Origin of the sequence: Vreelandella alkaliphila (genome assembly GCF_016107625.1) — a bacterium.
GTDB classification, from domain to species: Bacteria; Pseudomonadota; Gammaproteobacteria; order Pseudomonadales; family Halomonadaceae; genus Vreelandella; species Vreelandella alkaliphila.
The window spans coordinates 42,369-62,795 of the sequence record NZ_JABASV010000001.1 but is presented as its reverse complement, the minus strand read 5'-3'; the positions used below and the strand labels follow the sequence as shown (position 1 = coordinate 62,795).

Below are 20,427 nucleotides of genomic sequence, written 5' to 3'. Positions count from 1 at the left end.
AATAACCCAGGGCATATTGCTACCATGACAACCACGCCCGCTACCTTGATGGTCGTTGATGACGACTCGGAAATCCGCGAACTGTTGGCAGACTATTTAGGGCGTCACGGCTATCACGTGTTGACCGCCGACGGCGCAGATTCGCTGTATCAGCAACTGGTTGATCAAGCGCCAGAGTTGTTGGTCGTTGACATCATGATGCCGGGGGATGACGGTTTTACCATCTGCCGGGAACTGAGAAAAACCAGCGATACGCCGATTATTATGCTCACCGCCAGTGCCGATGATACCGACCGCATTTTGGGGCTTGAGTTAGGCGCTGATGACTATATCGCTAAGCCCTTCAATCCTCGTGAGTTGCTGGCGCGGATTAAAGCGGTGTTACGCCGAGCCCGCCCGGCAGCAACTGGCGCGCCAACCCAAGAGGCTCGCTGGGTACGTTTTGGCGACTGGCAACTGGACCGCATGACCCGCGAGCTGATCGACCAGGAAGGTATTCGCACCGCACTTTCCGGCGCAGACTTTCAATTACTGCAGGTGTTTCTGGAACGGCCTGCCACCGTCATTACTCGCGATGATCTCTACACATTGACCCGCGGCCGTGAAGCACCACCGCTAGATCGCTCGATTGACGTACATGTGTGCCGCTTGCGCCAGCGGCTGGGGGAAGATGCACAGCACTCTCAACTGATTCGCACCGTGCGTGGGGCTGGCTATGTGTTAACCGCTAGGGTTGAAGCTGCTTCGTGAAGGGCGTAAAGCGCATCCTCGCGGGTTGGTTGCCAAGCAGTCTACGTGGGCGCTTTGTGGTCATTATGATTACGGGTGTGCTGGTTGCTCAAGCGGCTAGCTATGCGCTATGGACTTCTCAGGTGCGGGCCAGCCAGCTTGAACAGTTAGATGAGCTTTCCAGCAACATGGCCTTCAGTATTGCCTCGACCATGCGGTTTTTCCGTTCGCTGCCGGTAGATTATCGGCACATTGTGTTGGATCAGCTGCGAAGCATGGGCGGCACGCGTTTTTTTGTCAGCGTGAATGAGCGACGCATTCATGTCGAAGATATTGGCAGCGGCCCGGAAAAAGAGGTCGTGGTAGACAACGTGCGCTCTATTTTGACCCAGCAGCTCTCCATTGACGATGTGGTGGTGGAATTTTCCCGCCCGGAAAGCTTGCGTGTCTTCAATAACGAAGTGCTGCTTTACGATTTACCACCCCGTTGGGGGCAGCACAGTCTGTTAATGGAGCCGCTTTCGCCCCCTATCTTAGTGGTGCAGTTGGAGCTGGCTCCGGATACCTGGCTTTACGTGGCCACACTGCTGGGCGTGCCGGATATTTTTAGCGGCTACCGTTGGCTGTCTGAAGAGCGTTTATTAGTCGGCGTGTTGGTGCTGTTAAGCGTGCTGGCGCTTTCGTTACTTGGTATTACCAGTGTGACTCGGCCGTTGGCGCGGCTTTCCCGAGCAGCACGCCAGTTGGGTGATGACTTGGATAGCCCACCACTTAAAGAGGGCGGCCCTAAAGAAGTGGCCGCCACCGCAGCGGCCTTTAATCGTATGCAGCGGCGTATTCAAGAACAGATTGATGAGCGCGAGCGGCTGTTTTCGGCGATTTCTCATGATCTTAAGACGCCCATTACACGCATGCGGCTGCGTGCCGAAATGCTCGATGATGCGGCTCAGCGTGAACGTTTTTGCGCCTCACTTGATGAGTTGAGTGAGCTGGTCAAAGGCGCACTGGCCTCGGTCAAAGGGTTGGACCTGCATGAAGAACCCCAGCCCACGGATCTTAACGCGTTGCTGTTGGAGATTGCCGAAGGGTTACGTCTGTACGGCGGCGAGGTGTCACCTCATGGCGCTGTGTTACCACTAACCGTTAAGCCTCTGGCGCTAAAACGTTGCTTAGCAAACCTGCTTGAAAACGCGGTGTTTTACGGCCAGAAAGCAACCGTAACGCTGGAAGAGCAGGCGGGCATCGTAACGTTGCGCATTCATGATAATGGGCCAGGTATTCCTGATGCGCAGCTTTCCCGAGTATTTTCACCTTTTGTACGCCTGGAAGCCTCCCGAAGCCGTTACACCGGTGGAAGTGGCCTGGGGCTTGGTATTGCCAGACATATTGCCCGTGCCCATGGAGGCAATATCGTCTTATCGAATCACTCGGCAGGTGGGCTAGTGGCCATGTTAACGCTACCGCGCCAAACGAGTGTTACTGACTTGTAATAAAACCCTAACACTATTAATAAATTGCCAAGACTATGCAGGACTCGGTAACTCCCGTTGTGTGCCAGGGTGGCGTACTCTGCTGTGAGTCGTTCAGTCGAGCATCATCAGCAACGACATCTCATAAGCACAAAAACAACAGCACAATAACAACAGTAGGAGCTATTCATGCCGAGTATCAATATGCCCGTATTTAACGTGCCTACGTTTAAAAAGTCCGTATTCGCATTAGCCGTGGCGGCTGGCACCAGCATGGCGGCCAGCACCACCCAAGCCAACGAAGTGGAAGTGCTGCACTGGTGGACATCCGGCGGTGAAGCCCGCGCAGCAAACGTCCTCAAAGAGTTAATGGAAGCCGAAGGCTATGGCTGGCAGGATTTTGCTGTGGCCGGGGGTGGTGGTGAAACCGCCATGACGGTACTTAAGTCTCGTGCAATGTCTGGTAACCCACCTTCCGCTGCGCTAATTAATGGCCCTGAAATTCAAGAGTGGGGCAAGCTCGGCCTTCTGGGTAATTTAGACGAGGTCGCTGCCGCTGAAGGCTGGAATGACCTGCTGCCCGAAATAGTTGCCGATATTATGCGCTACGACGGCCACTATGTTGCCGTTCCCGCGAACGTTCACCGCGTTAATTGGCTATGGGCGAACCCTGACGTTCTAGAAGCGGCAGGCGTTGAAATGCCCACCACGCTTGATGAGCTTTTTACCGCCGGTGAAGCCATCCGTGAGGCGGGTTTTGTACCGCTAGCCCATGGTGGCCAAGCGTGGCAAGACGCGACGGTGTTTGAAAGTGTCGTGCTGGGTAGCCAGGGAGCCGAGTTTTATCAGCAGGCGCTGGTGGAGCTAGACCCAGAGGCGCTTGGTGGGGAACAGATGATCGCTGCGCTAGAAGACTTTAAGCGTCTACGTGAGCTGATGGATGAGGGCATGTCTGGCCGCGATTGGAACATTGCCACCGCCATGGTCATTGAAGGCACTGCAGGCTTCCAGATAATGGGTGACTGGGCCAAAGGGGAGTTCACCGCCGCAGGCCTTACTGCCGGTGAAGACTATCTGTGCGCGGCTGCGCCCGGCACTGAAGACGCCTTTACGTTGAATATCGATAGCCTAACGATGTTTCGTATGACCGACGACGCTGGGCGTGATGCTCAGCAGACCCTGGCACGCTTAGTCTTAGAGCCAACCTTCCAGGAAGCTTTTAACCTTGCCAAAGGCTCTATTCCTGCGCGATCCGACCTAGATATCAGTGAGTTTGATAGCTGTGCTCAGCAGTCGCTTGCTGACTTCCAGCGCACCGCTGATGAAGGTGGTTTAGTCCCCAGCTTGGCTCACGGGATGGCGGTGCGCGCGGATGTCCAGGGGGCGATCTTTGATGTTGTGACCAACTACTTCAATGATACCAATATGCCCGCCGAAGAAGCTGCTGAACGGTTGGTAAGTGCGGCTGAAACCGCCTCTTTCTAAGCCACTGCGTACTTTTAATAAGTGACGTAACTAGCGCCGCCGCAACGGCGGTGCTAGCGGCTGACTGGCGAGGGATATTCTCATGAGTGAACCCACGACGCGCACTGCAGTGCGGCCGACGGCGTCTGGCTGGCTTCAAGCCTGGCTACCCCGTTTGGTACTTGCCCCTTCTGTTGCGGTGTCTCTGTTTTTTGTTTACGGCTTTATGTTTTGGACTTTTGTGTTGTCGCTAACCAGCTCGCGTATGTTGCCTAGCTACGATTTTGTTGGTTTTGGCCAATATACGCGGCTAATGGCCAACGAGCGTTGGTGGATAGCCTCTACCAACCTGATGCTGTTTGGCGTGCTGTTTATTGTAATTTGTTTGGTGATTGGCGCGCTGTTGGCAATTCTACTGGATCAGAAAATTCGCCAAGAGGGCGCGCTGCGCACGATTTATCTCTACCCCATGGCACTGTCGTTTATTGTGACAGGCGTGGTATGGAAGTGGCTGCTGAATCCCCAGCTGGGCATTCAGGCGATGGTGCAAAGCTGGGGGTTTGAGTCGTTTCGCTTCGACTGGATCGTTGATCCTGATATGGCGATTTATACCCTGGTGATTGCAGCGGTTTGGCAGGCATCCGGCTTTGTGATGGCGCTCTTTTTGGCAGGGCTGCGGGGCATTGATGACAGCATCGTCAAAGCTGCTCAGTTAGACGGTGCTAGCCTGCCGCGCATTTACTGGCGGGTGGTGATGCCGTGCCTGCGTCCGGTGGTGTTCAGCGCGGTGATGATTCTGGCCCATATTGCGATTAAGAGCTTTGATTTAGTGGTAGCACTCACTGGCGGCGGGCCTGGTTATGCCACCGATCTGCCCGCCACCTTTATGTACACCCACGCCTTTAATCGTGCTCAGATCGGGCTCGGCTCTGCTAGCGCTATGTTAATGCTCGGTGGTGTTCTGGCGATTTTGATTCCTTACCTCTATTCCGAACTAAGGAGCCGTAAACATGGCTAACGTGATTCGTCGGCAAACGCCTGCCGCACGGCTGTTGCGTGCTGTGCTTTATGGCGTACTGATTGTGGCGGGGCTGTTTTATATCCTGCCGATGGTGGTCATGCTGATGACCTCTATCAAACCGTTGAGCGAAATAAGTGCGGGAACGCTGCTATCGCTGCCGCAAAACCCAACCCTTGAGCCCTGGACGAAAGCCTGGGGAGAAGCGTGTACTGGTATGCGCTGTGAAGGTGTCGGCGGTTATTTTTGGAACTCCTTTGCGATGGTGATTCCTGCCGTGCTGATCTCCACCACGGTTGGGGCGCTAAACGGCTATGCGCTGACCAAATGGCGCTTTAAAGGCTCTGAATTGGTCTTTGCATTGATGCTATTTGGCTGCTTTATCCCGTTTCAGGTGGTGCTGTTACCAATGGCACAAACCTTGGGCTGGTTAGGACTTTCCAGTTCACGTGCGGGGCTGATTCTGGTGCATGTGGTTTTTGGCATTGCCTTCACCACGCTGTTTTTCCGCAACTTTTATGTCGGAATTCCTAACGAGCTGGTCTCTGCGGCGAAGCTGGATGGCGCGGGATTCTTCCGTATTTTCTGGCGCATTTTATTACCGGTTTCCGCGCCGATTATTGTGGTGTCAGTCATCTGGCAATTCACCCAGATATGGAATGACTTCCTGTTTGGCGTAGCGTTTTCGGCTCATAACACCCAACCGGTGACGGTGGCGCTCAACAATTTGGTCAATACGTCCACCGGTGTGCGTGAGTACAACGTCGATATGGCTGCCGCGATGATTGCAGCACTGCCAACGCTGGTGGTGTATGTGCTGGCCGGAAAGTATTTCGTGCGCGGGCTGACGGCAGGCTCCGTGAAAGGCTAATAACAATCAGATTGGTGACAACTTTCTAAAGGTTTCTTTAGCAAGGTCAGAATCAACCCGTAGCGGGGGTCTTTCGCCATGGATGGCGAAAGTAGCGTCCAGGGAAGGATTTACAGCGCCCCCGCCAAGGGTTGTTCAGACCGGAATAACAACTTTGTCAGCAGTCTTACAATGGGATTTTCATTATGGCAGCGTTAGAAATTCACAACGTGCGCAAAGAGTTCGGCAGCGAGCGGGTGCTGAAAGATGTCAGTATTTCGATTGACTCCGGTGAGTTCCTGATTTTGGTGGGGCCATCTGGCTGTGGTAAATCCACGCTGATGAACGCCATCGCCGGGCTGGAGCCAGTGACTAGCGGCAATATCTATATCGACGGCGAAGACGTCACTTGGCGCACGCCCGCTGAGCGGGATATTGCCATGGTGTTTCAGTCCTACGCGCTCTATCCCAGCATGACCGTACGGCAAAATATCAGCTTTGGGCTGGAAATGCGCAAGGTGCCCAAAGCCGAGCGGGTCGGTGCCGTAGAGCGCGTGGCCGACCTGTTGCAAATCTCCCACTTGCTTGAACGTAAGCCTGCTCAGCTTTCGGGTGGCCAGCGTCAGCGGGTGGCCATGGGGCGGGCGCTGGCACGTGAGCCCAAGGTATATCTATTTGACGAGCCGCTATCAAATCTGGACGCAAAGCTGCGGGTGGATATGCGTACCGAGATTAAAAAGCTCCACCAGCGCTTAGGCACCACAATTGTTTACGTCACTCATGACCAAGTCGAAGCAATGACCCTGGCCGACTGCATTGCGGTGATGCGTGATGGCAATATCCTGCAGCTTGGTAGCCCTGATGAGGTGTATAACAACCCGGTCGATATGTTCGTCGCAGGCTTTATGGGGTCACCATCGATGAACTTTATTCGCGCGACGTTGGAGGCGGCGGGCGATGGCTATGCACTACGTATTGCCACCCCTGATGAAGACGATCTCTTGCTGCCATGGCCCTCTGGACGCAATGCAGCGGGGCTTGTGGAACAGCTGAATAAGCCAATTATTCTTGGGCTGCGACCAGAACACTTCAGCGAGGAGGATGTTCGGTTGAGCGAGCAAGCAGAAGGGACATTAATGGAGGCCAAGGTAAGCGTCGTTGAGCCGACCGGTGCCGATATTCTGCTGCGCCTGCCGCTGGGAGAGCAGGAAATCACCGCTAGGGTAGGGCCCAAGTGCGCAATTGCCCCCGGCGAACGCTTGTCGCTACGCGTCGATATGGCCCGCGCCGTGCTGTTTGATGCCGAGACTGAACAGCGCTTGGCGTAAATAGATCGGCCTCCTACAAAGGCATTCAGCGCTACTTTGTGGGAGGGAGCGCTAGCTTACAAAATGCGCTTACTTTTGATGACGCGTGGCGGGGGTAGGCTCTTTATCGAGCCGTTTGATTTGCCTCCATAGGTCTTGGCGTAGATCGGCCAGCTTGGGTTGCTCTTCATCCGTAAAGGCCACCGGGCGGCATAGACGCTGGGCGCGTAGCCCTAAACGGGCGCTCAGTAGGCCTGTGGCCAAGCCTTGGCCCGCACGGGCGGAAAGCCTGCCTGCCAAATCAAGCGAAAGCATATCCATGCTGGCGTCAGTGGCCAGTTCACTGGCCCCAGCAAAGGCCATGTTATGCAGCACATTACGGAAAAGCCGCAAGCGACTGGCATAGCCTAGTTCCAATCCATAAAGTCGGCAGAGTCTGTCGACCATGGCAAGGCTGCGCCAGGCCACCAGTGCCATATCCACCAATGTAAGCGGGCTGATAGCCACCATAATGGCCGTTTCGCCAGACATGCGGGTAATCAGGCGTTGGGCTTCGCGGTCGCGGGGTGCCAGTAGGTGGTAGCGCAGCAGTGTTTGTATCTCTTCACCGCTATGGTGGGGCTGGCAGGCGCGTTGAAACGCCTGCCAATGAGGATCATCGTCGCTCAGTTTTAGCTGGCGCTTGAGCTGCTCTGCCATGGATTGGGCTTGCTTGGTAGAGCGTTGTGGCAGCTCGGCTAGGTCATGGCGTAATCGGTCATGGCGCTTTAAGCGGCGCAGGCGGCCAAGCTCTTTCAACAACGACAGACCGCCTAAACCAATCAAGCTAATGCCAAACAGCTGCCAGGCCATGGTCATCCACTGTGACTGGGAAAAGGCGTCTGGAATGCCGGTGGCAAGTTCTACGCTGCCCAAAGTGGCACCGCCTACCAGGGCAAACATCAACCCCCAACGGCGCTTTCGGGGTGTGCTCAGGCTCGCTTCCGGAAGTGCTTGGAGGTCTGCCTGGGGAGTTAGCGGCTGATGCGATTCAGTCGCGGCAAAGCTTTCACGCTGCCGCAACTGTTCGGGGCTGGGGGCGGGTGCTTCTTCTGTCTGGAAATCCCGGCGCGGCTGAGGATTACTCATATCAATTTATCTCCAATCAGCCAGTCGATAGCGGCGTCCATGCGGATGTGTGAAAGCGCTTCGCTGTCAACAGACATTGGGCGAAAGCTGGGAAAGTCGAAGCCCTGCTGCAGCCAAAAATCGGGTTTCGGAAGACGGTTTGGCACGTCACCTGGGTAGACCAGTACATCTTCGCCTTCAAGGGTAGTGCCTTTTAGCGCGGGGGTGCGCTTGCCTTCGTGGAGCACTTCACGGGCTTCAGTGGCGCGTATGGCAGCCAGTGACAATGCCTTCACCGGAATGTCGGCAAAACGCAGGTCTTTAAGTGGCTCAGCAAGTAACGCCTCCAGCAGTTGCACAACATTGCCGTGTTGGTCGGGCGTCACGTGGTCAGCTTTAGTTGCAGCAATGGCCAGACGGTCTATTTTCGGCGCAAATAGACGCGTCAACAGGCTGCGCTTGCCGTAATCGAAGCTTTGCATCAGCTGGCGCAGCGCATGGGAGAGGTCTTCAAAGCGTTCCGGCCCGGCATTAAGCGCACCAAGCACATCGACCAGCACAATCTGACGGTCGAAACGACGGAAATGGTCACGATAAAAGGGCCGTACCACTTGCTGCTGATAGTAACGAAAGCGCGCGGCCAAGGTGGCGTAAATACTAGTATCAGGTAGTGCTTCCAGGGTTTCTTTAGGTGCATTTAATTCAGGTAGCGGAAAAAATTGCAGTACTGGCGCGCCATCTAGCTCGCCAGGGAGCAAGAAACGTCCTGGCTGAAGATCGGAAAATCCTGCCTGTTTAGCCCGGCGAAGACCTTGGGCATAGGCATCTGCGAGCGCTGCCAGTTTAGCTTCATCAGCCTCGGCGGCAGGGTCTAGTTGTTCAGCCTCCGCTAGCCATTCGCTGAATAACACCTTCCGGTGTGGCCCTTCATGCAGTGACTGCGCCTGGCACCAGCTGTAAAAATCGTGCTGTAGCAGGGGTAAATCCAGCAGCCACTCGCCTGGGTAGTCGAACAAGTCGAGGGTTAAGTGGGCAATATCTGGGGTAAACCAGCCTTGTTGGGCAGGGCGGTAGCGTAGCTGTAAGCGCAATTCACTGATGCCACGGGTGGGTTCGGGCCAGCGCGGCGGCGTCGCACGTAGCGCCGCCATGCCAGGATCATAGGGGAAACGCGGCACGCCAAGGTCAGGCTGGTTCAACCGCTGCGCACCCAGCAAACGCCCTTCACGGGCGGCGGGTAACAAGTCTAGTTGAGCCTCTACCCCAGCGTGGCGCAGTTGGTTAACCAGAGACGTTAGAAACGCGGTTTTCCCTGCCTGAGACAGCCCCGTTACCGCCAGCCTTAATTGCCGGTCACGGCCTCGCTCTAATAAATTGCTCAGTTCGCGACTTAACGGCTGGCGCATCCTATCAATTCCTTATTAGTACAACCTGGGAAAGCATGGGTAGGGTGGCGATGATAAACCCAACCACAGCGACGCAATACCCTGGCCAGCGGCGCTGCATTTTTTGCGCAAGTGTTAAGCCAACTAAGCATACCACCATGCCGATCAGGTTAAAGGCAAAGGTGGCAGCCTCCAGCCATTGCTGTGGATCCATTATGTCTCCCTTAAAAACATTAATTGCCTTGATGATAACAAAGCCTTGATGAACCGAGGATTAACCGCGGCTTAATGTCGTACCTAATAGGTGTTGTGCGCCGGGGACTAGCCATACTGGATCTAGGCGGGTGTTAGCAGCTTCAACGCAAAAAAAGTGACGTGCCGCGTCGGCTGGCGTATCGCTGGGCAAATCGCTGTCTGGGTGCCACACCACGGTGGAATCGCTGGATTGTTTGGCAATACGAAGCGTACGCTGCCCATCGTTCAACAGTACGGCTTCATTGGTGTGATAAATACGGTCGACGGCTCCGCGAATGGCCAGCGTACCCTGTTGTTGGTCTTCGCCAAAACCGCGCAGTTTGTCTAAATAACGTGCGCCGGCCAACCCTTCCAGGCGGCACTGGTGCACATCACTAACAGCCAAATAGGTATGTAGCGCACCGCTGATTTTGACCGGTACTTCGCCAATATTTTCGCTAATTAATTCGACGTTCAAGCGTTGGGCATTCGCTTGAATGACGACGCGAGCGGTTAGCTGGCTATGTAGGCGCTCGATAGGAGAGAGATGCACTTCAATACCTTCAGCGTGATCATCAATCGCGTCTAAACGCCACTGAGCATGACGGGCAAGCCCGTGAAAAGGGCCGTTACGGTCAGGGCTTTCATCGGCATAGCGCTCGTCGCCAAACCAGGGCCAGCATAGGGGAATACCACCACGGATCGCACCAGGAAGCGCCTGCGGTGTGGGGGTAACCCAAAGCCAGCCGGTGTCGTCAGCGGGTGCAAAATGCAGCACTTGTGCACCCTGTAGGCTAATTGCCATTTCTCCCCAAGCCATCTTGAACAGCGCTATGTCGCGCCCTTGCCAGGTTACCTGCTGGTGGCCGTCTACATCGGAAAGTAATTGCTTGAGAGAATCGGGAATCATAGGGTTTCCTTGTAAGGAAGGGGATCAAATGGGCAGGACCGTAGGACCGTAGGGCCGTATGCTATGGTAGGACAAGCAACAGTTATACGTAAAACACTGCGGATAAAACGTTGCAGTTAAGATGTTATAGGTAAACCCCTGACGAAAGTGAACATCAAGGAGGCGCTATGGGCTTTATTGCGTGGTTGATTATTGGTGGTTTGGCTGGCTGGATCGCTGGCAACATCATGCGTGGCGGTGGTTTTGGTATTTTGGGTAATATTGGTGTCGGTGTTGTTGGCGCAGTGCTTGGCGGGTTTTTATTTAGCCTGTTAGGTCTGCAAGCGGGCGGTTTTATCGGTTCGTTGGTGACCGCAACTGTCGGTGCAGTAGTGTTGCTATGGATAATCAGTAAAGTTAAAAGCGCTTAGCATAGCCAACCTAGTGCATTATTTACTGCCCGGCCCTGCGCCGGGCAGTGCTGTTTTAGGCGCTCGTTTTTTGCCTCGTTTTAACGTTTCATCGCTATCGGCCTGCGCGCCACTTTCCGTTACACTATGCCCTCTTAGCAATGCCATTTTGACGATGTCGTTATAATGACGTCTCTTTTTATTTTAAGCGGCCTTATTGTGTAGGCTGCTCACTCTTTTTTATTTTCATTAATAGCTTCCTGTTTCTTAGAGGTGTCTTTTGGCCGATGCACTGAATGCCTGGTGGGCTCAACAGCTCGTGCTGTGTGATTGGGCCTTTACGCCGCATCCGCTGACGGTGGATGCGGGAGCGGCCGAACAACGTCTGCTACAGCTGGGTATTGCACACCGTGGCGAGTTGGCTGATCAGCTCTTTTTTGCGCTGGATGCCCCAGCCGGTGAAGCTGATCGACTATTGGGGGCGCTAGAGTGGGCAGCGCTAGCAGGCGCGGCAGGCTGGCTGACACAATCTCAGGCGCAAACGTGGGCGCATCATATTACCCTTCGTATTACGTCTGATTACAGCGATCTGCGCGCTTGGCTTTCCGACCTGCGCCGAGCGCTTGGCGTGAAAGGGTGGGAAACCGGCGCGGATGATCGCTTTATTGACGCTTGTCAGGCGCTAGCGGATTTAGAAAGTGAAGGCGAAGGCATCACTTGGCAAGTTCTTGACGCCGCACTGGCACGATTGCCTGAACCCCAGGCGCTATGGCCAGAGAGCCAATCAGCACAGCCGTGGCGTCTATGTGCGCTTTTTCGCTCTGTGCTCAGTTACCCGGCAAGTGCTGCTGACTGGCCAGACGCCCCCGAATGGCTAGTACGTATCTGGCAGGTTCATGATCGTGATCAGTTGCTTGAAGTGATGCTGTGGTTAAGCGCCCAGGGGGAGCGGCAGAGCTGGGATATCGAAGCCCGTGAACTGCTCACTATGGACCATGCTCAGCGGCAAGAGTGGCAGCGGGGTGCTGTTGCAGATGCCCCTTACGCACCGGTGTTGACTACATTCGTCAGCCAAGGTGAGCCACTGGAGTGGGCCGCTTGGGATTGGCTACGACTGGTTGAATTGGCGTGGGCGGGCGCTTGTTGCGGCTGGTTAAGCCAAGCGGAGGCTGATGATCTCGCAGCGCATGCGGCTGACTTAATAAGCCGTCGTTACCATGATTGGTACGCGGTGCTGAAAGCCTATATGCGAGGCCAAAGCTTGTTTGAAGGGGTCGATCGGCGTGGTATGACGCCGAGTACACGCCATAAGCTACTGACGCAGGCGCCTCATAGTCCATGGAAATGTCCACTAAGCTCGCTGCTGGATGAGCTAACGCTGAGTGCGTCTCGTGAACGCATTAAACAGTGGAGAAATACTTCCCATCATTGGTTACTGGCCCTGGCCAGCGTGCGAGAACCTGATGTAATGCTGCGTCAGTTGAATCCATCAGCGCCTATTTCAGAGCAGCGCCGTGCCGAGGCGGCGGTCTATCTTCAGGATTCTTTAGATCTGCATGCTGATGAGGGACACCAAGCGTTAGTGCGCTATTGGCTACCGGCCCAGGCGCACCATCTTAATCAGCTTGCCGCAGACGCCGTTCATGGCGTTATGCCGCCATCGCAGACGCCGTTTGGTCAGCCTACGCCTGATGAGCTAAAGCAACGTCATGCAGTAAAAGGGGTTAGCCGTCATGCTGCCACTATTCATATGGCAGAGAAGTTCGCGTTCTACTTACATATGGCGCTAGATAGCAGCCTATTTGAGCGTGAACCACTGATGACGCATGCCAACGCTTTGCGTAGTTGCCTGTGTCGCTTTTATGCCACACCTAAGCGTTTGCTTGAAGCATGGTTTGCTTGGGAAAGCTGCTTACCAGAGCCGGAACACGACTCACTGATTAATGAAATTGCCTGGCACTTAGAGGATCCCGGCAGTCTTTTCCATTGGTTAAATTGGCGTCCTGATGCGTGGTGTGAACCTGGCGAGCGGCCAACGCTAAGTCATTTTACGGCCATGTCGCTGGTTGGGCCGCTTAATAGCGCTGTGTGGAGTGAGCCTCAAGTGGAAAGCCCTAGAGAGTGCGCTGATATCCGCGAATGGGTGGAAAGCCATTATCATCTGACCAGTGCTGATGACATGCAGGAATTTTTGACCTTCATGCTCGAGTCTGGGGATCGCCAGGAGTACCAGATTAACTATGCGCCCTACACACTTAATCCTGATCGCTTAGATGCCGAAATCGCTATTTTAGAGTCGGGTGATTGTGCCGAGGAGGAGCGCCATCATCTGCTTCGCTTGCGTCGGGTGCAAAGTAATGAAGATGGTTGTAACGATGTAGATATGGCTGCCTGGGACATTGCTCAATTAGTCGACCTCGCCATTGCGGCGCGCCAGCTTGGCTGGTTAGACCGGCAAGCGTTTGCCGACGTGTTGGATCGTGCTTATAAGCTGGCAGCTAATCACTATTCTGGCTGGCAAGAGTACTCCACGGGAATGTACGCCGGTTTTTCGTTTTTTATGGGCGAAACACCTGAGCGAGAAAGCTTTCTGGCTGGGTTTCGGCAGGCGCTAGTCGCATGGTTGTGTGGTGCCCCTATACTGGCTGGCCCTTGGGCGAGCCTTGATTTTCCTGGTAATAAACCACGCCACTTTGCGCCGCTACATATCGATACGTTACCGGGCGATCAGCGAATATTACATTGAAGCTCGCCAAGCACAGGGTAATTAGCTTATAGTCCAGGGTTTGAAAAAAAATGAGTTTTTTCATACCTCATTCCCATTAAATATTTTTATTGTTACGAGGTTAAGCGCATGGTTGCGTCGCCACACCCCGCTGTGACCGCTGTCCGTGTTGTAAGTGTTTGTGCTGTTGTTGCTGTTTTAACTGGTTGTGCGGGCTCTGCCTCACGCCAGGGCATGGAGCCACCCGAGAATTATTTCTCAATGGCGCTGCCGGGATTGGCAGAAGGTGAAAACCTTGCAATGTCCCCGGTCAGTAACGCCACTGGCCAACTGCGTAGCCTTCAGACGCCGCCACCTACAATCATTCGTCAGGCACTATTAGAACAGCATCAGCGATGGGCTGGGACGCCGTACCGCATCGGTGGTAGCTCAGACAGTGGAATCGACTGTTCGGCACTGGTACAAAATGTATTTCTGGATACGTTTAATTTAGAGCTTCCACGCACGACGGGTGATCAAGTGCATGAGGGACGCCCGATCGACCGCCAAGAGCTGCAGGCGGGCGATCTGGTCTTCTTCCGCCCTCCAGGTCAATATAACCATGTAGGCATTTATGTAGGGGATGGCCGTTTTTTACACGCGTCCTCTTCCAAAGGAGTCATGATCTCTCGTTTGGATAACAGCTATTGGCAGCGCTACTATTGGCAGGCTCGGCGCGCGCTAGAGCCGACCAACTTAGCCCAGCTTAGTAACCGCTATATGCCGTAAATGTCTGCTATCAGCTTTGTATAGTGTGGACATCACATGATTGAGGCTAGAACGCGCGCCTGGTGGCGCGCGACTGCGGCTCTTTGTCTGGGGTCGTTCCTTGTTTTTATCAACTTATATGTCCCGCAACCGCTGCTACCCGGGCTGAAGGACACCTATGGGGTATCTACCTTAGGTGTTAGTTTTTTAATGTCCGCCTCCACGCTTTCCCTTGCTTTCGCGCTACTCGTATTTGGCCCGCTGTCTGATGCGATTGGTCGTGAGGCTATTATGCGCATCACGTTGCTATTAGCAGGCGGTCTCTCCCTCGCATTGGCTTTTGCACCTACGTTCGAAAGCTTATTATTGCTGCGTTTACTGCAGGGTTTTGTGCTGGGCGGGTTGCCAGCCGTTGCGATTGCATGGATGGGGGATGAGTTTGAAAAGCCCGCTTTGCTCAGTGCGGTTGGTCTGTATATTGGTGCCAATTCGCTGGGCGGTATTAGCGGCCGAATTGTAGGCGGTGGAGCGGCGACCTTAGGTGGCCCCTCGGCGGCATTTTTAGCGGTAGGAATCATGACGGTAGCCGGGTGCGCGGTTTTTTGGCGACTGCTACCCAATAGTCGGGCCTTTACACCCAAGCGTTTTAAATTTCGCCAAGCGGCCGATGATCTGCTCGGGCATCTACGCACGCCGGTGCTGTTGGCGGCTTATTGCCTGGGCGGAATTAACTTTCTTATTTTTATCAATCAGTACAGCTATATTACGTTCCGTTTGGCTGAGGAGCCTTATCAATTGGCGGCTAGCAGCTTGGGGCTGATTTTTCTGACGTATCTGGGAGGGACGCTTGGCTCTACGGTATCAGGCCGATTAGCCGGACGTTTTTTACCCGCGAGCTGCATGAGCGTGGGCATCTTAATTTTGATGCTAGGTACGGCGGTAACGCTGGCCAATGCTCTGCCGCTGATTATTGTTGGCCTCACTATTAACGCGTTTGGGTTTTTCTTAGCACACTCTCTGGCCTCTAGTTGGGTAGGGCGCTATGCACAAGGTGCTAGGGGCAGTGCCTCAGCGCTTTACTTGGTGTTTTACTACCTCGGGGCAAGTATTGGTGGATTCTGGCTAGAGCCATTTTGGCGCTGGGCGCAGTGGCAGGGCGTAGCGGTGGGGTCTTGGCTACTGCTTTGCGTCACGCTAATCATTAGCATTGGTTTATGGCGCTTCGAGCGTCGTGAACTGCATTAAGCGTGCCTTGTAAATGGAGGCGTCGAGTACACAATCGCGCTAGCAGTGCCGCGTCATGGCTGATCACTAGCACGCCAAGCTGGTGGCGGTCGGCAACCTTTTTTATTGCCTGCCATAGCTCCACTTGGGTGATGGGATCGAGCATAGTCGATATTTCATCAGCGATCAGATAGCGCACACCTGGGGCTAACGCCCGCAATACGCATACCCGCTGTAATTCTCCACCAGATAAGGTACTTGGAAAACGCGATAGCCAATCAGGTTGGATGCCAAAGTCCTGCATTAATGATTCGGAAGGGCACCATGCTTCGCAGAGTACTTTCTTTACTCGCCAGCGTGGGTTGATGGCAAGCTCCGGTGATTGCGGCAGCCACTGTACCGGCCGCAGTCCACGAGAGGGGAATGGCTTATCGTCGGCATAAATCCCACCCTGTTGTGGCCGCAGTAAGCCAGCCAAGAGTTTTCCCAGCGTAGATTTGCCTGCCCCTGAGTCACCGCTTAGCCCCAGCCATTCACCCCGTTCCAGTGATAGCGAAAGTTGCGTTAATAGAGGTGCTTGAGAACGGAAGCCAAAGGTTATTTTTTGCGCATCAAGCAATGGTTGGCTCCTTAGGCGGGTCGATGGCATCAGCATGGGTGGCGCTTTCTTTAGCACGCACCTGAGTACTAAAGGTGTTGTCGGGTAGCGCATTCCATAGCGCGCAGGCATAGGTGCTTTTAAGCTGTTCCCCATTGCCTTGAAAGGCAATGGCAGGGGTGGCTTCAATGCACTTTCCCTGGCGCAGTATCGTTACATGGTCGGCTATGGGTAATGCATGGCGCAAATCGTGGGTAATTAGCATGATGGCCTTCCCCTCAAGCGCGAGTGCCTTTAGAGAGGCCAATACACGATCGCGCTGTTGAGGATCCAGACCTACGCTTGGTTCGTCGGCAATAATCAGGCTAGCGTTACCTATTTGGGCCATGGCGGCTAAAACACGTCGCGCCATGCCGCCTGAAAGCTGGTGGGGGTATGCCTGTTGGGCGTGATGATTGAGCTGATAATGATTTAGTGCGCGCTGTGCGCTGCGCCAAGCGACGGTCTTGCTTTGCCCTGCCCGGCGAGCCGCCCAACTGACTTGGCGTTGACTACTCGCGAGAGGGTCTAGGGCATTGAGCGATTGCGGAATGAGGGCCAACTGGCGGCCTCTTAGCTGGCGCTGGCGCTCAGTGGTCAATGGCGCATCTTTAAAAAATAGCTGACCACTGGTTTTTGCCGCTTCCGGCAGTAAACCCATAATTGTGTAAGCTAGCAGGCTTTTTCCGGCGCCAGATGCACCAATGACGGCATGTACTTCACCAGGTTGTATGCTTAACGACAGGTTATCAATGCAGGTGGTCCACTCTCGTCGCCACCAGTGCTTGTAGTAGGGCAATTGCAGCGTCAGGTTCTCTATATTCAGCATGCTAGCTTCCTCCCGTTATAGAGCGCGACGCAATTGCACCGCTAAACGATCAATCGATAGCACCATCAGCAGTAGCCCTAGGCCTGGGAATACCCCTAACCACCAAAAGCCCCCGGTTAAGTAGCGCATGGCATCGGCGAGTAATACCCCGATAGCGGGTTGGGTTGGGTCTAAACCTACGCCCAGAAAAGTCAGTGCGGCTTCATGCAGAATGGCGTGAGGAAACAACAACAGTGCGCCAACAATGCACTGGGGAATTAAATGGGGGAGTAAGTGGTGTACTAAAATAAAACGGCGGCTTTTTCCTAGTGCCTGGGAAATAGCGACATAGGGAGCATGGCGTAATGAAAAGAGTTCCGCCCGCAGTATCCTAGCTAAACTTGGCCAATGGGTAAGCGCCACGGCAATAATCACTGCCTGTGTACCACCACCTAAAGCAAAGGCTAACAGTAGTAGCAATATCAGATGCGGTACGCTTAGCAGTGTGTCAATCAGCAGGCTAACGAGCGCATCTAACGTGGTTGAAAGTGTGGCTAGCGTCGCTAGTGTCAACGCAATGAGTGTGCCGAGTAGCGCAGCGCTTAGCCCTACCCAAAAGCTGAGCCTTAACCCAGCCAGTGTTCGCGACCATAGCTCGCGTCCCAAAGCGTCGGTGCCCAGCCAATGGCTGGTGCTCGGTGGCATAAGGCGCGCATCAAACTGCATTTGTGCCGCGCTATGACCTGCCCACCATGGGCTACTTATCAGCAAAACCAACACTATGAGTAGAAGACCAATATAGCCAGCGGCGGCTAAGCGTGGTTGGATCATCCTCATAGCTGTTCCTGTGCCATGCGTGGGTCGATAAGTGGATACAGGCTATCTGCGATCAGATTGCCGACACTGACAAACAGCGCGGTAAATAGCGCTATCCCAAGCAGTAGGGGGACGTCACTACGTAGTCCTGCTTCAACAGTGGCTTGTCCAAGGCCGGGGTAGGCAAATACCTGCTCGATTAATATTGAGCCGCCAAACAACTCTCCCAGCGAAGCAAAAGCGAGCGTTAGTGCCGGGAGGCTGGCATGACGTAGGCCATGACGCCAGGCGATATCTGATCGGCTGGCTCCTTGGGCAAAAGCGTGAAGGGCGATTTCGGAGTTCATCAGCGCTATCATGCGTGCGCGGGTGTGAAGGGTGATTGTGGCGATGCCTAGCAGGGCCAGTGTCGTCATTGGTAGTACTAAGTGGTGCAATCGAGTCAGCATGCTAACGTCTTGGTTGAGTACGCCCACCGGCCCGGCGCAGCAGGTCGGGGTCCAGCCGAGATAAACGGAGAACAGCAGCACTGCCAGCATGCCAAGCCAAAAAGCAGGCGTTGAGGCGGTGACATAGGCGTAGCCACTAATCATCCGGTCGAGTGGTGAGCCTTCTTTCGCACCGGCGATGACGCCCAGCGCAAAGCCAACAAGCAGCGACATTAGCCAAGCGCTACCCAGCAAGATAAAAGAGCGTTGGAAACGTTGATTGATAACTTCGCTAACCGATTGATTGTAGATATGGCTCCAACCTAGCTCGCCACTTAGCAATTGGCTCAGCCAATGACCAAATTGAACGGCAGGCGAGGCATCAAAGTCCCACCTTTCAGCGATCAGGGCGCGTTGTTCGGGGCTTACCTGTGCCATTTGGGGGCCAAGATAGGCGTCTACAGGGTCAATAGGCGACAGCATGACTAACCCAAACGTCACCATCGCGACGCACAGCAATACCAATGCTAGCCGTACTAAGCGGCTTGCCAGGATCTTAATCAATCGCACGTCCAGCGCCATTCAAGCAGGTTGGCGGTAATTGGCCAGCCGTGGCCGTGAGGCGCAATGCCTAATTCCCCAAGGTCCAGGCAGGTATTGGCTGCATATACATGGGCTAGGTTAACCATCCATGCCCAGCTAGTATCTCCCCTAAAGCCATAGCCCGTATTGCCATCCCACTGGGCGGCTTGCCAGTGGCGGTTCGCTTCTTCTGCCCCTGCGGCCGCTTGAGCGGCTTCTAGGTGGTTATCCACTGTCGCGTTTGAGTAATAGCCACTGTTATAGAAGCCAAACCCGGCGTGCTGGCTATGAAACAGGTAGTACACCTCTTGTGGGCTGTGGCTGCCAAAGCCGAAGACGATGGCGTCTTGGTGCAGTGCTTCACGCTGTATTTCGTCCCAGTGACGGCCTGTCGGCTGCATCTCAATGCCCAGCGGGCGTACCATCTCGGCGCTTACCTGAGCGAGCAGTTGGCGATTGGTGTCGCTGGCAGGGTAGGTCAAGCGAAAACGGGCGGGCTGGCCGTTTTTATAGCGTAGCCCGTCGGCATGGCGCTCCCAGCCTGCTGCATCGAGTAGCGCATTGGCACGGTCGCTGTCGGGCGCTGTAAAGGCTTCGTCATCCAGGCTCCAGGGTAGCCCATCGGCAGGGCCAAAGGCGGGGCGTCCAAAACCATTTAGGGCGACGTCAACGAGGGTGTTTCGATCAAGGGCAAGATTAACCGCCCGGCGTATCGCACTATCGGCAGTAACATCGTTACCGATAGGCGCACCAGACGCGGCCTGCTCGCCCGTGGCAGGCTGCATAGGAAACAGAATACCTCGATTATCGACGCTTTCCATTACGATGCGCTGCATATCGCTTGGCAGATTGGTGGCGAGTGCTGGCGTTACAGCGGCAAGGTCGAGCTGTCCAGCATGGGCCGCGCTTAACGTGGACTCTTCGCCAGTAAATACAAACACCAGTCGTTCAAAGGGCGGTATGGGGCCATGGAAATAGGAATTCCGCTCAACAATTAGTTGCTCGCCCTCTTGCCATTCAACTAACCGATAAGGGCCTGAGCCTAGCGGTTGTCTACCGTACCCTTCGCGATAACCGTTTTCTCTGTTAGCGTCAGGAACGATACCAAGCGTCATTAACTGATCGATGAAGGTAATACGCGGCGCGTTTAAAGAGAGCTCCACGGTTGTATTATCGATGGCGCTGGCTTTGTTCAGTGCGCTTAAATCGGCCCGGCCACCGGCTTGCTTTGCGGCATTAAAGGTGTAGGCAACATCCTTGGCAGTCAACGGTGTGCCGTCACTAAAGCGAGCGTCATCGCGCAGAGTGAGTATCCAGGTGAGTCGGTCTTCTGACAGTGTCCACGCGGTAGCCAAACCGGCTTCTGGTGTAAGGTCATGTCCGCGGGTTAGCAACGTCGATTGAAAAAGCGGACTACCGTACTGGCCCCAGCCAAGCAGTGGGTCGAATCCCTGCTCGGGCTCTCCGCCGATTGCCAACACCAATTGCTCTTTGCTGATGGCGGGGGAGCTAAACGCGACGCACGTAGCCGCCAGACCCAGTAAGATAGTACGACGCATGAGACACCCCAGAAACCAACCGTATGATGTTTTTACAAT

19 protein-coding genes are annotated in these 20,427 nt (G+C 54.6%); 10 read left to right on the top strand and 9 right to left on the bottom strand.

Annotated features, from left to right (window positions below; translation table 11 throughout):
* The first annotated feature begins 24 nt into the window (after positions 1-24).
* The 6 genes from JFC11_RS00275 (at position 25) to JFC11_RS00250 (ending at position 6,858) form a co-directional block, all read left to right on the top strand.
* A complete protein-coding gene (locus tag JFC11_RS00275) occupies positions 25-750 on the top strand; it encodes a response regulator (RefSeq protein ID WP_198348442.1) in 726 nt (241 codons plus the stop codon).
* Positions 747-2,219 (top strand): ATP-binding protein, encoded by a 1,473-nt coding sequence (locus JFC11_RS00270; protein ID WP_198348441.1) that lies wholly within the window; start codon positions 747-749, stop codon positions 2,217-2,219. Before JFC11_RS00275 ends, JFC11_RS00270 begins: the two co-directional genes overlap by 4 nt.
* Positions 2,220-2,387: 168 nt before the next feature.
* Complete coding sequence (locus JFC11_RS00265) at positions 2,388-3,683, top strand: ABC transporter substrate-binding protein (RefSeq protein WP_038482451.1); 1,296 nt, start codon at positions 2,388-2,390, stop codon at positions 3,681-3,683.
* An 82-nt stretch (positions 3,684-3,765) separates the two neighbouring features.
* Entirely contained in the window at positions 3,766-4,680 is a 915-nt protein-coding gene (locus JFC11_RS00260) for a carbohydrate ABC transporter permease (RefSeq protein WP_198348440.1), read from the top strand.
* Entirely contained in the window at positions 4,673-5,551 is an 879-nt protein-coding gene (locus JFC11_RS00255; RefSeq protein WP_038482458.1) for a carbohydrate ABC transporter permease, read from the top strand. Before JFC11_RS00260 ends, JFC11_RS00255 begins: the two co-directional genes overlap by 8 nt.
* Before the next feature lie 185 nt (positions 5,552-5,736).
* A complete protein-coding gene (locus JFC11_RS00250) occupies positions 5,737-6,858 on the top strand; it encodes an ABC transporter ATP-binding protein (RefSeq protein ID WP_089038748.1) in 1,122 nt (373 codons plus the stop codon).
* Positions 6,859-6,927: 69 nt separating this feature from the next.
* Here the strand turns inward: JFC11_RS00250 and JFC11_RS00245 are convergent, their stop codons facing one another.
* The 4 genes from JFC11_RS00245 to JFC11_RS00230 are packed head-to-tail and all read right to left on the bottom strand — an operon-like array spanning position 6,928 to position 10,473.
* Positions 6,928-7,965 carry a YcjF family protein gene (locus JFC11_RS00245; RefSeq protein ID WP_038482464.1) on the bottom strand — a complete coding sequence of 346 codons (1,038 nt, stop codon included), beginning with the start codon at positions 7,963-7,965 and terminating at the stop codon, positions 6,928-6,930.
* Positions 7,962-9,350 (bottom strand): YcjX family GTP-binding protein, encoded by a 1,389-nt coding sequence (locus JFC11_RS00240; protein ID WP_198348439.1) that lies wholly within the window; start codon positions 9,348-9,350, stop codon positions 7,962-7,964. Before JFC11_RS00240 ends, JFC11_RS00245 begins: the two co-directional genes overlap by 4 nt.
* A gap of 4 nt (positions 9,351-9,354) precedes the next feature.
* Positions 9,355-9,543 (bottom strand): hypothetical protein, encoded by a 189-nt coding sequence (locus tag JFC11_RS00235; protein ID WP_198348438.1) that lies wholly within the window; start codon positions 9,541-9,543, stop codon positions 9,355-9,357.
* 60 nt (positions 9,544-9,603) lie between these two features.
* A complete protein-coding gene (locus JFC11_RS00230) occupies positions 9,604-10,473 on the bottom strand; it encodes a D-hexose-6-phosphate mutarotase (protein ID WP_120385512.1) in 870 nt (289 codons plus the stop codon).
* Between the two features lie 167 nt (positions 10,474-10,640).
* Between JFC11_RS00230 and JFC11_RS00225 the strand changes: the two genes are divergently transcribed.
* The 4 genes from JFC11_RS00225 (at position 10,641) to JFC11_RS00210 (ending at position 15,579) form a co-directional block, all read left to right on the top strand.
* The gene (locus JFC11_RS00225; protein ID WP_009722543.1) at positions 10,641-10,883 is read left to right on the top strand and encodes a GlsB/YeaQ/YmgE family stress response membrane protein; all 243 of its coding nucleotides are present in this window, start codon (positions 10,641-10,643) and stop codon (positions 10,881-10,883) included.
* Between the two features lie 259 nt (positions 10,884-11,142).
* Positions 11,143-13,608: a DUF1266 domain-containing protein gene (locus tag JFC11_RS00220; RefSeq protein ID WP_198348437.1), complete on the top strand. Its 2,466-nt coding sequence runs from the start codon at positions 11,143-11,145 to the stop codon at positions 13,606-13,608.
* Between the two features lie 108 nt (positions 13,609-13,716).
* On the top strand, positions 13,717-14,355 hold the full coding sequence (locus JFC11_RS00215; protein WP_038482480.1) for a C40 family peptidase: 639 nt from the start codon (positions 13,717-13,719) through the stop codon (positions 14,353-14,355).
* A gap of 36 nt (positions 14,356-14,391) precedes the next feature.
* Positions 14,392-15,579: an MFS transporter gene (locus JFC11_RS00210; RefSeq protein ID WP_198348436.1), complete on the top strand. Its 1,188-nt coding sequence runs from the start codon at positions 14,392-14,394 to the stop codon at positions 15,577-15,579.
* Here JFC11_RS00210 and JFC11_RS00205 read toward each other — a convergent pair.
* The 5 genes from JFC11_RS00205 to JFC11_RS00185 are packed head-to-tail and all read right to left on the bottom strand — an operon-like array spanning position 15,536 to position 20,388.
* Positions 15,536-16,177, bottom strand: a complete 642-nt coding sequence (locus JFC11_RS00205; RefSeq protein ID WP_198348435.1) for an ABC transporter ATP-binding protein — start codon at positions 16,175-16,177, stop codon at positions 15,536-15,538. The two genes, JFC11_RS00210 and JFC11_RS00205, sit on opposite strands and share 44 nt — an antisense overlap.
* Positions 16,170-17,024, bottom strand: a complete 855-nt coding sequence (locus JFC11_RS00200; protein ID WP_232482727.1) for an ATP-binding cassette domain-containing protein — start codon at positions 17,022-17,024, stop codon at positions 16,170-16,172. The genes JFC11_RS00205 and JFC11_RS00200 overlap by 8 nt, the downstream gene beginning before the upstream one ends.
* Positions 17,025-17,039: 15 nt before the next feature.
* The gene (locus JFC11_RS00195; protein ID WP_095602368.1) at positions 17,040-17,840 is read right to left on the bottom strand and encodes an ABC transporter permease; all 801 of its coding nucleotides are present in this window, start codon (positions 17,838-17,840) and stop codon (positions 17,040-17,042) included.
* Entirely contained in the window at positions 17,837-18,817 is a 981-nt protein-coding gene (locus JFC11_RS00190; protein ID WP_319618834.1) for an ABC transporter permease, read from the bottom strand. Before JFC11_RS00190 ends, JFC11_RS00195 begins: the two co-directional genes overlap by 4 nt.
* Positions 18,808-20,388, bottom strand: coding sequence for an ABC transporter substrate-binding protein (locus JFC11_RS00185; protein ID WP_198348433.1), 1,581 nt, complete (start codon positions 20,386-20,388; stop codon positions 18,808-18,810). Before JFC11_RS00185 ends, JFC11_RS00190 begins: the two co-directional genes overlap by 10 nt.
* Positions 20,389-20,427 lie beyond the last annotated feature (39 nt).

Bases quoted from the DNA above. Each gene is read 5' to 3' on its own strand.
- JFC11_RS00275 (WP_198348442.1), top strand. From the start codon at position 25: ATGACAACCACGCCCGCTACCTTGATGGTCGTTGATGACGACTCGGAA.
- JFC11_RS00265 (WP_038482451.1), top strand. From the start codon at position 2,388: ATGCCGAGTATCAATATGCCCGTATTTAACGTGCCTACGTTTAAAAAG.
- JFC11_RS00260 (WP_198348440.1), top strand. From the start codon at position 3,766: ATGAGTGAACCCACGACGCGCACTGCAGTGCGGCCGACGGCGTCTGGC.
- JFC11_RS00255 (WP_038482458.1), top strand. From the start codon at position 4,673: ATGGCTAACGTGATTCGTCGGCAAACGCCTGCCGCACGGCTGTTGCGT.
- JFC11_RS00250 (WP_089038748.1), top strand. From the start codon at position 5,737: ATGGCAGCGTTAGAAATTCACAACGTGCGCAAAGAGTTCGGCAGCGAG.
- JFC11_RS00245 (WP_038482464.1), bottom strand. From the start codon at position 7,965: ATGAGTAATCCTCAGCCGCGCCGGGATTTCCAGACAGAAGAAGCACCC.
- JFC11_RS00240 (WP_198348439.1), bottom strand. From the start codon at position 9,350: ATGCGCCAGCCGTTAAGTCGCGAACTGAGCAATTTATTAGAGCGAGGC.
- JFC11_RS00235 (WP_198348438.1), bottom strand. From the start codon at position 9,543: ATGGATCCACAGCAATGGCTGGAGGCTGCCACCTTTGCCTTTAACCTG.
- JFC11_RS00230 (WP_120385512.1), bottom strand. From the start codon at position 10,473: ATGATTCCCGATTCTCTCAAGCAATTACTTTCCGATGTAGACGGCCAC.
- JFC11_RS00225 (WP_009722543.1), top strand. From the start codon at position 10,641: ATGGGCTTTATTGCGTGGTTGATTATTGGTGGTTTGGCTGGCTGGATC.
- JFC11_RS00215 (WP_038482480.1), top strand. From the start codon at position 13,717: ATGGTTGCGTCGCCACACCCCGCTGTGACCGCTGTCCGTGTTGTAAGT.
- JFC11_RS00210 (WP_198348436.1), top strand. From the start codon at position 14,392: ATGATTGAGGCTAGAACGCGCGCCTGGTGGCGCGCGACTGCGGCTCTT.
- JFC11_RS00200 (WP_232482727.1), bottom strand. From the start codon at position 17,024: ATGCTGAATATAGAGAACCTGACGCTGCAATTGCCCTACTACAAGCAC.
- JFC11_RS00195 (WP_095602368.1), bottom strand. From the start codon at position 17,840: ATGAGGATGATCCAACCACGCTTAGCCGCCGCTGGCTATATTGGTCTT.
- JFC11_RS00185 (WP_198348433.1), bottom strand. From the start codon at position 20,388: ATGCGTCGTACTATCTTACTGGGTCTGGCGGCTACGTGCGTCGCGTTT.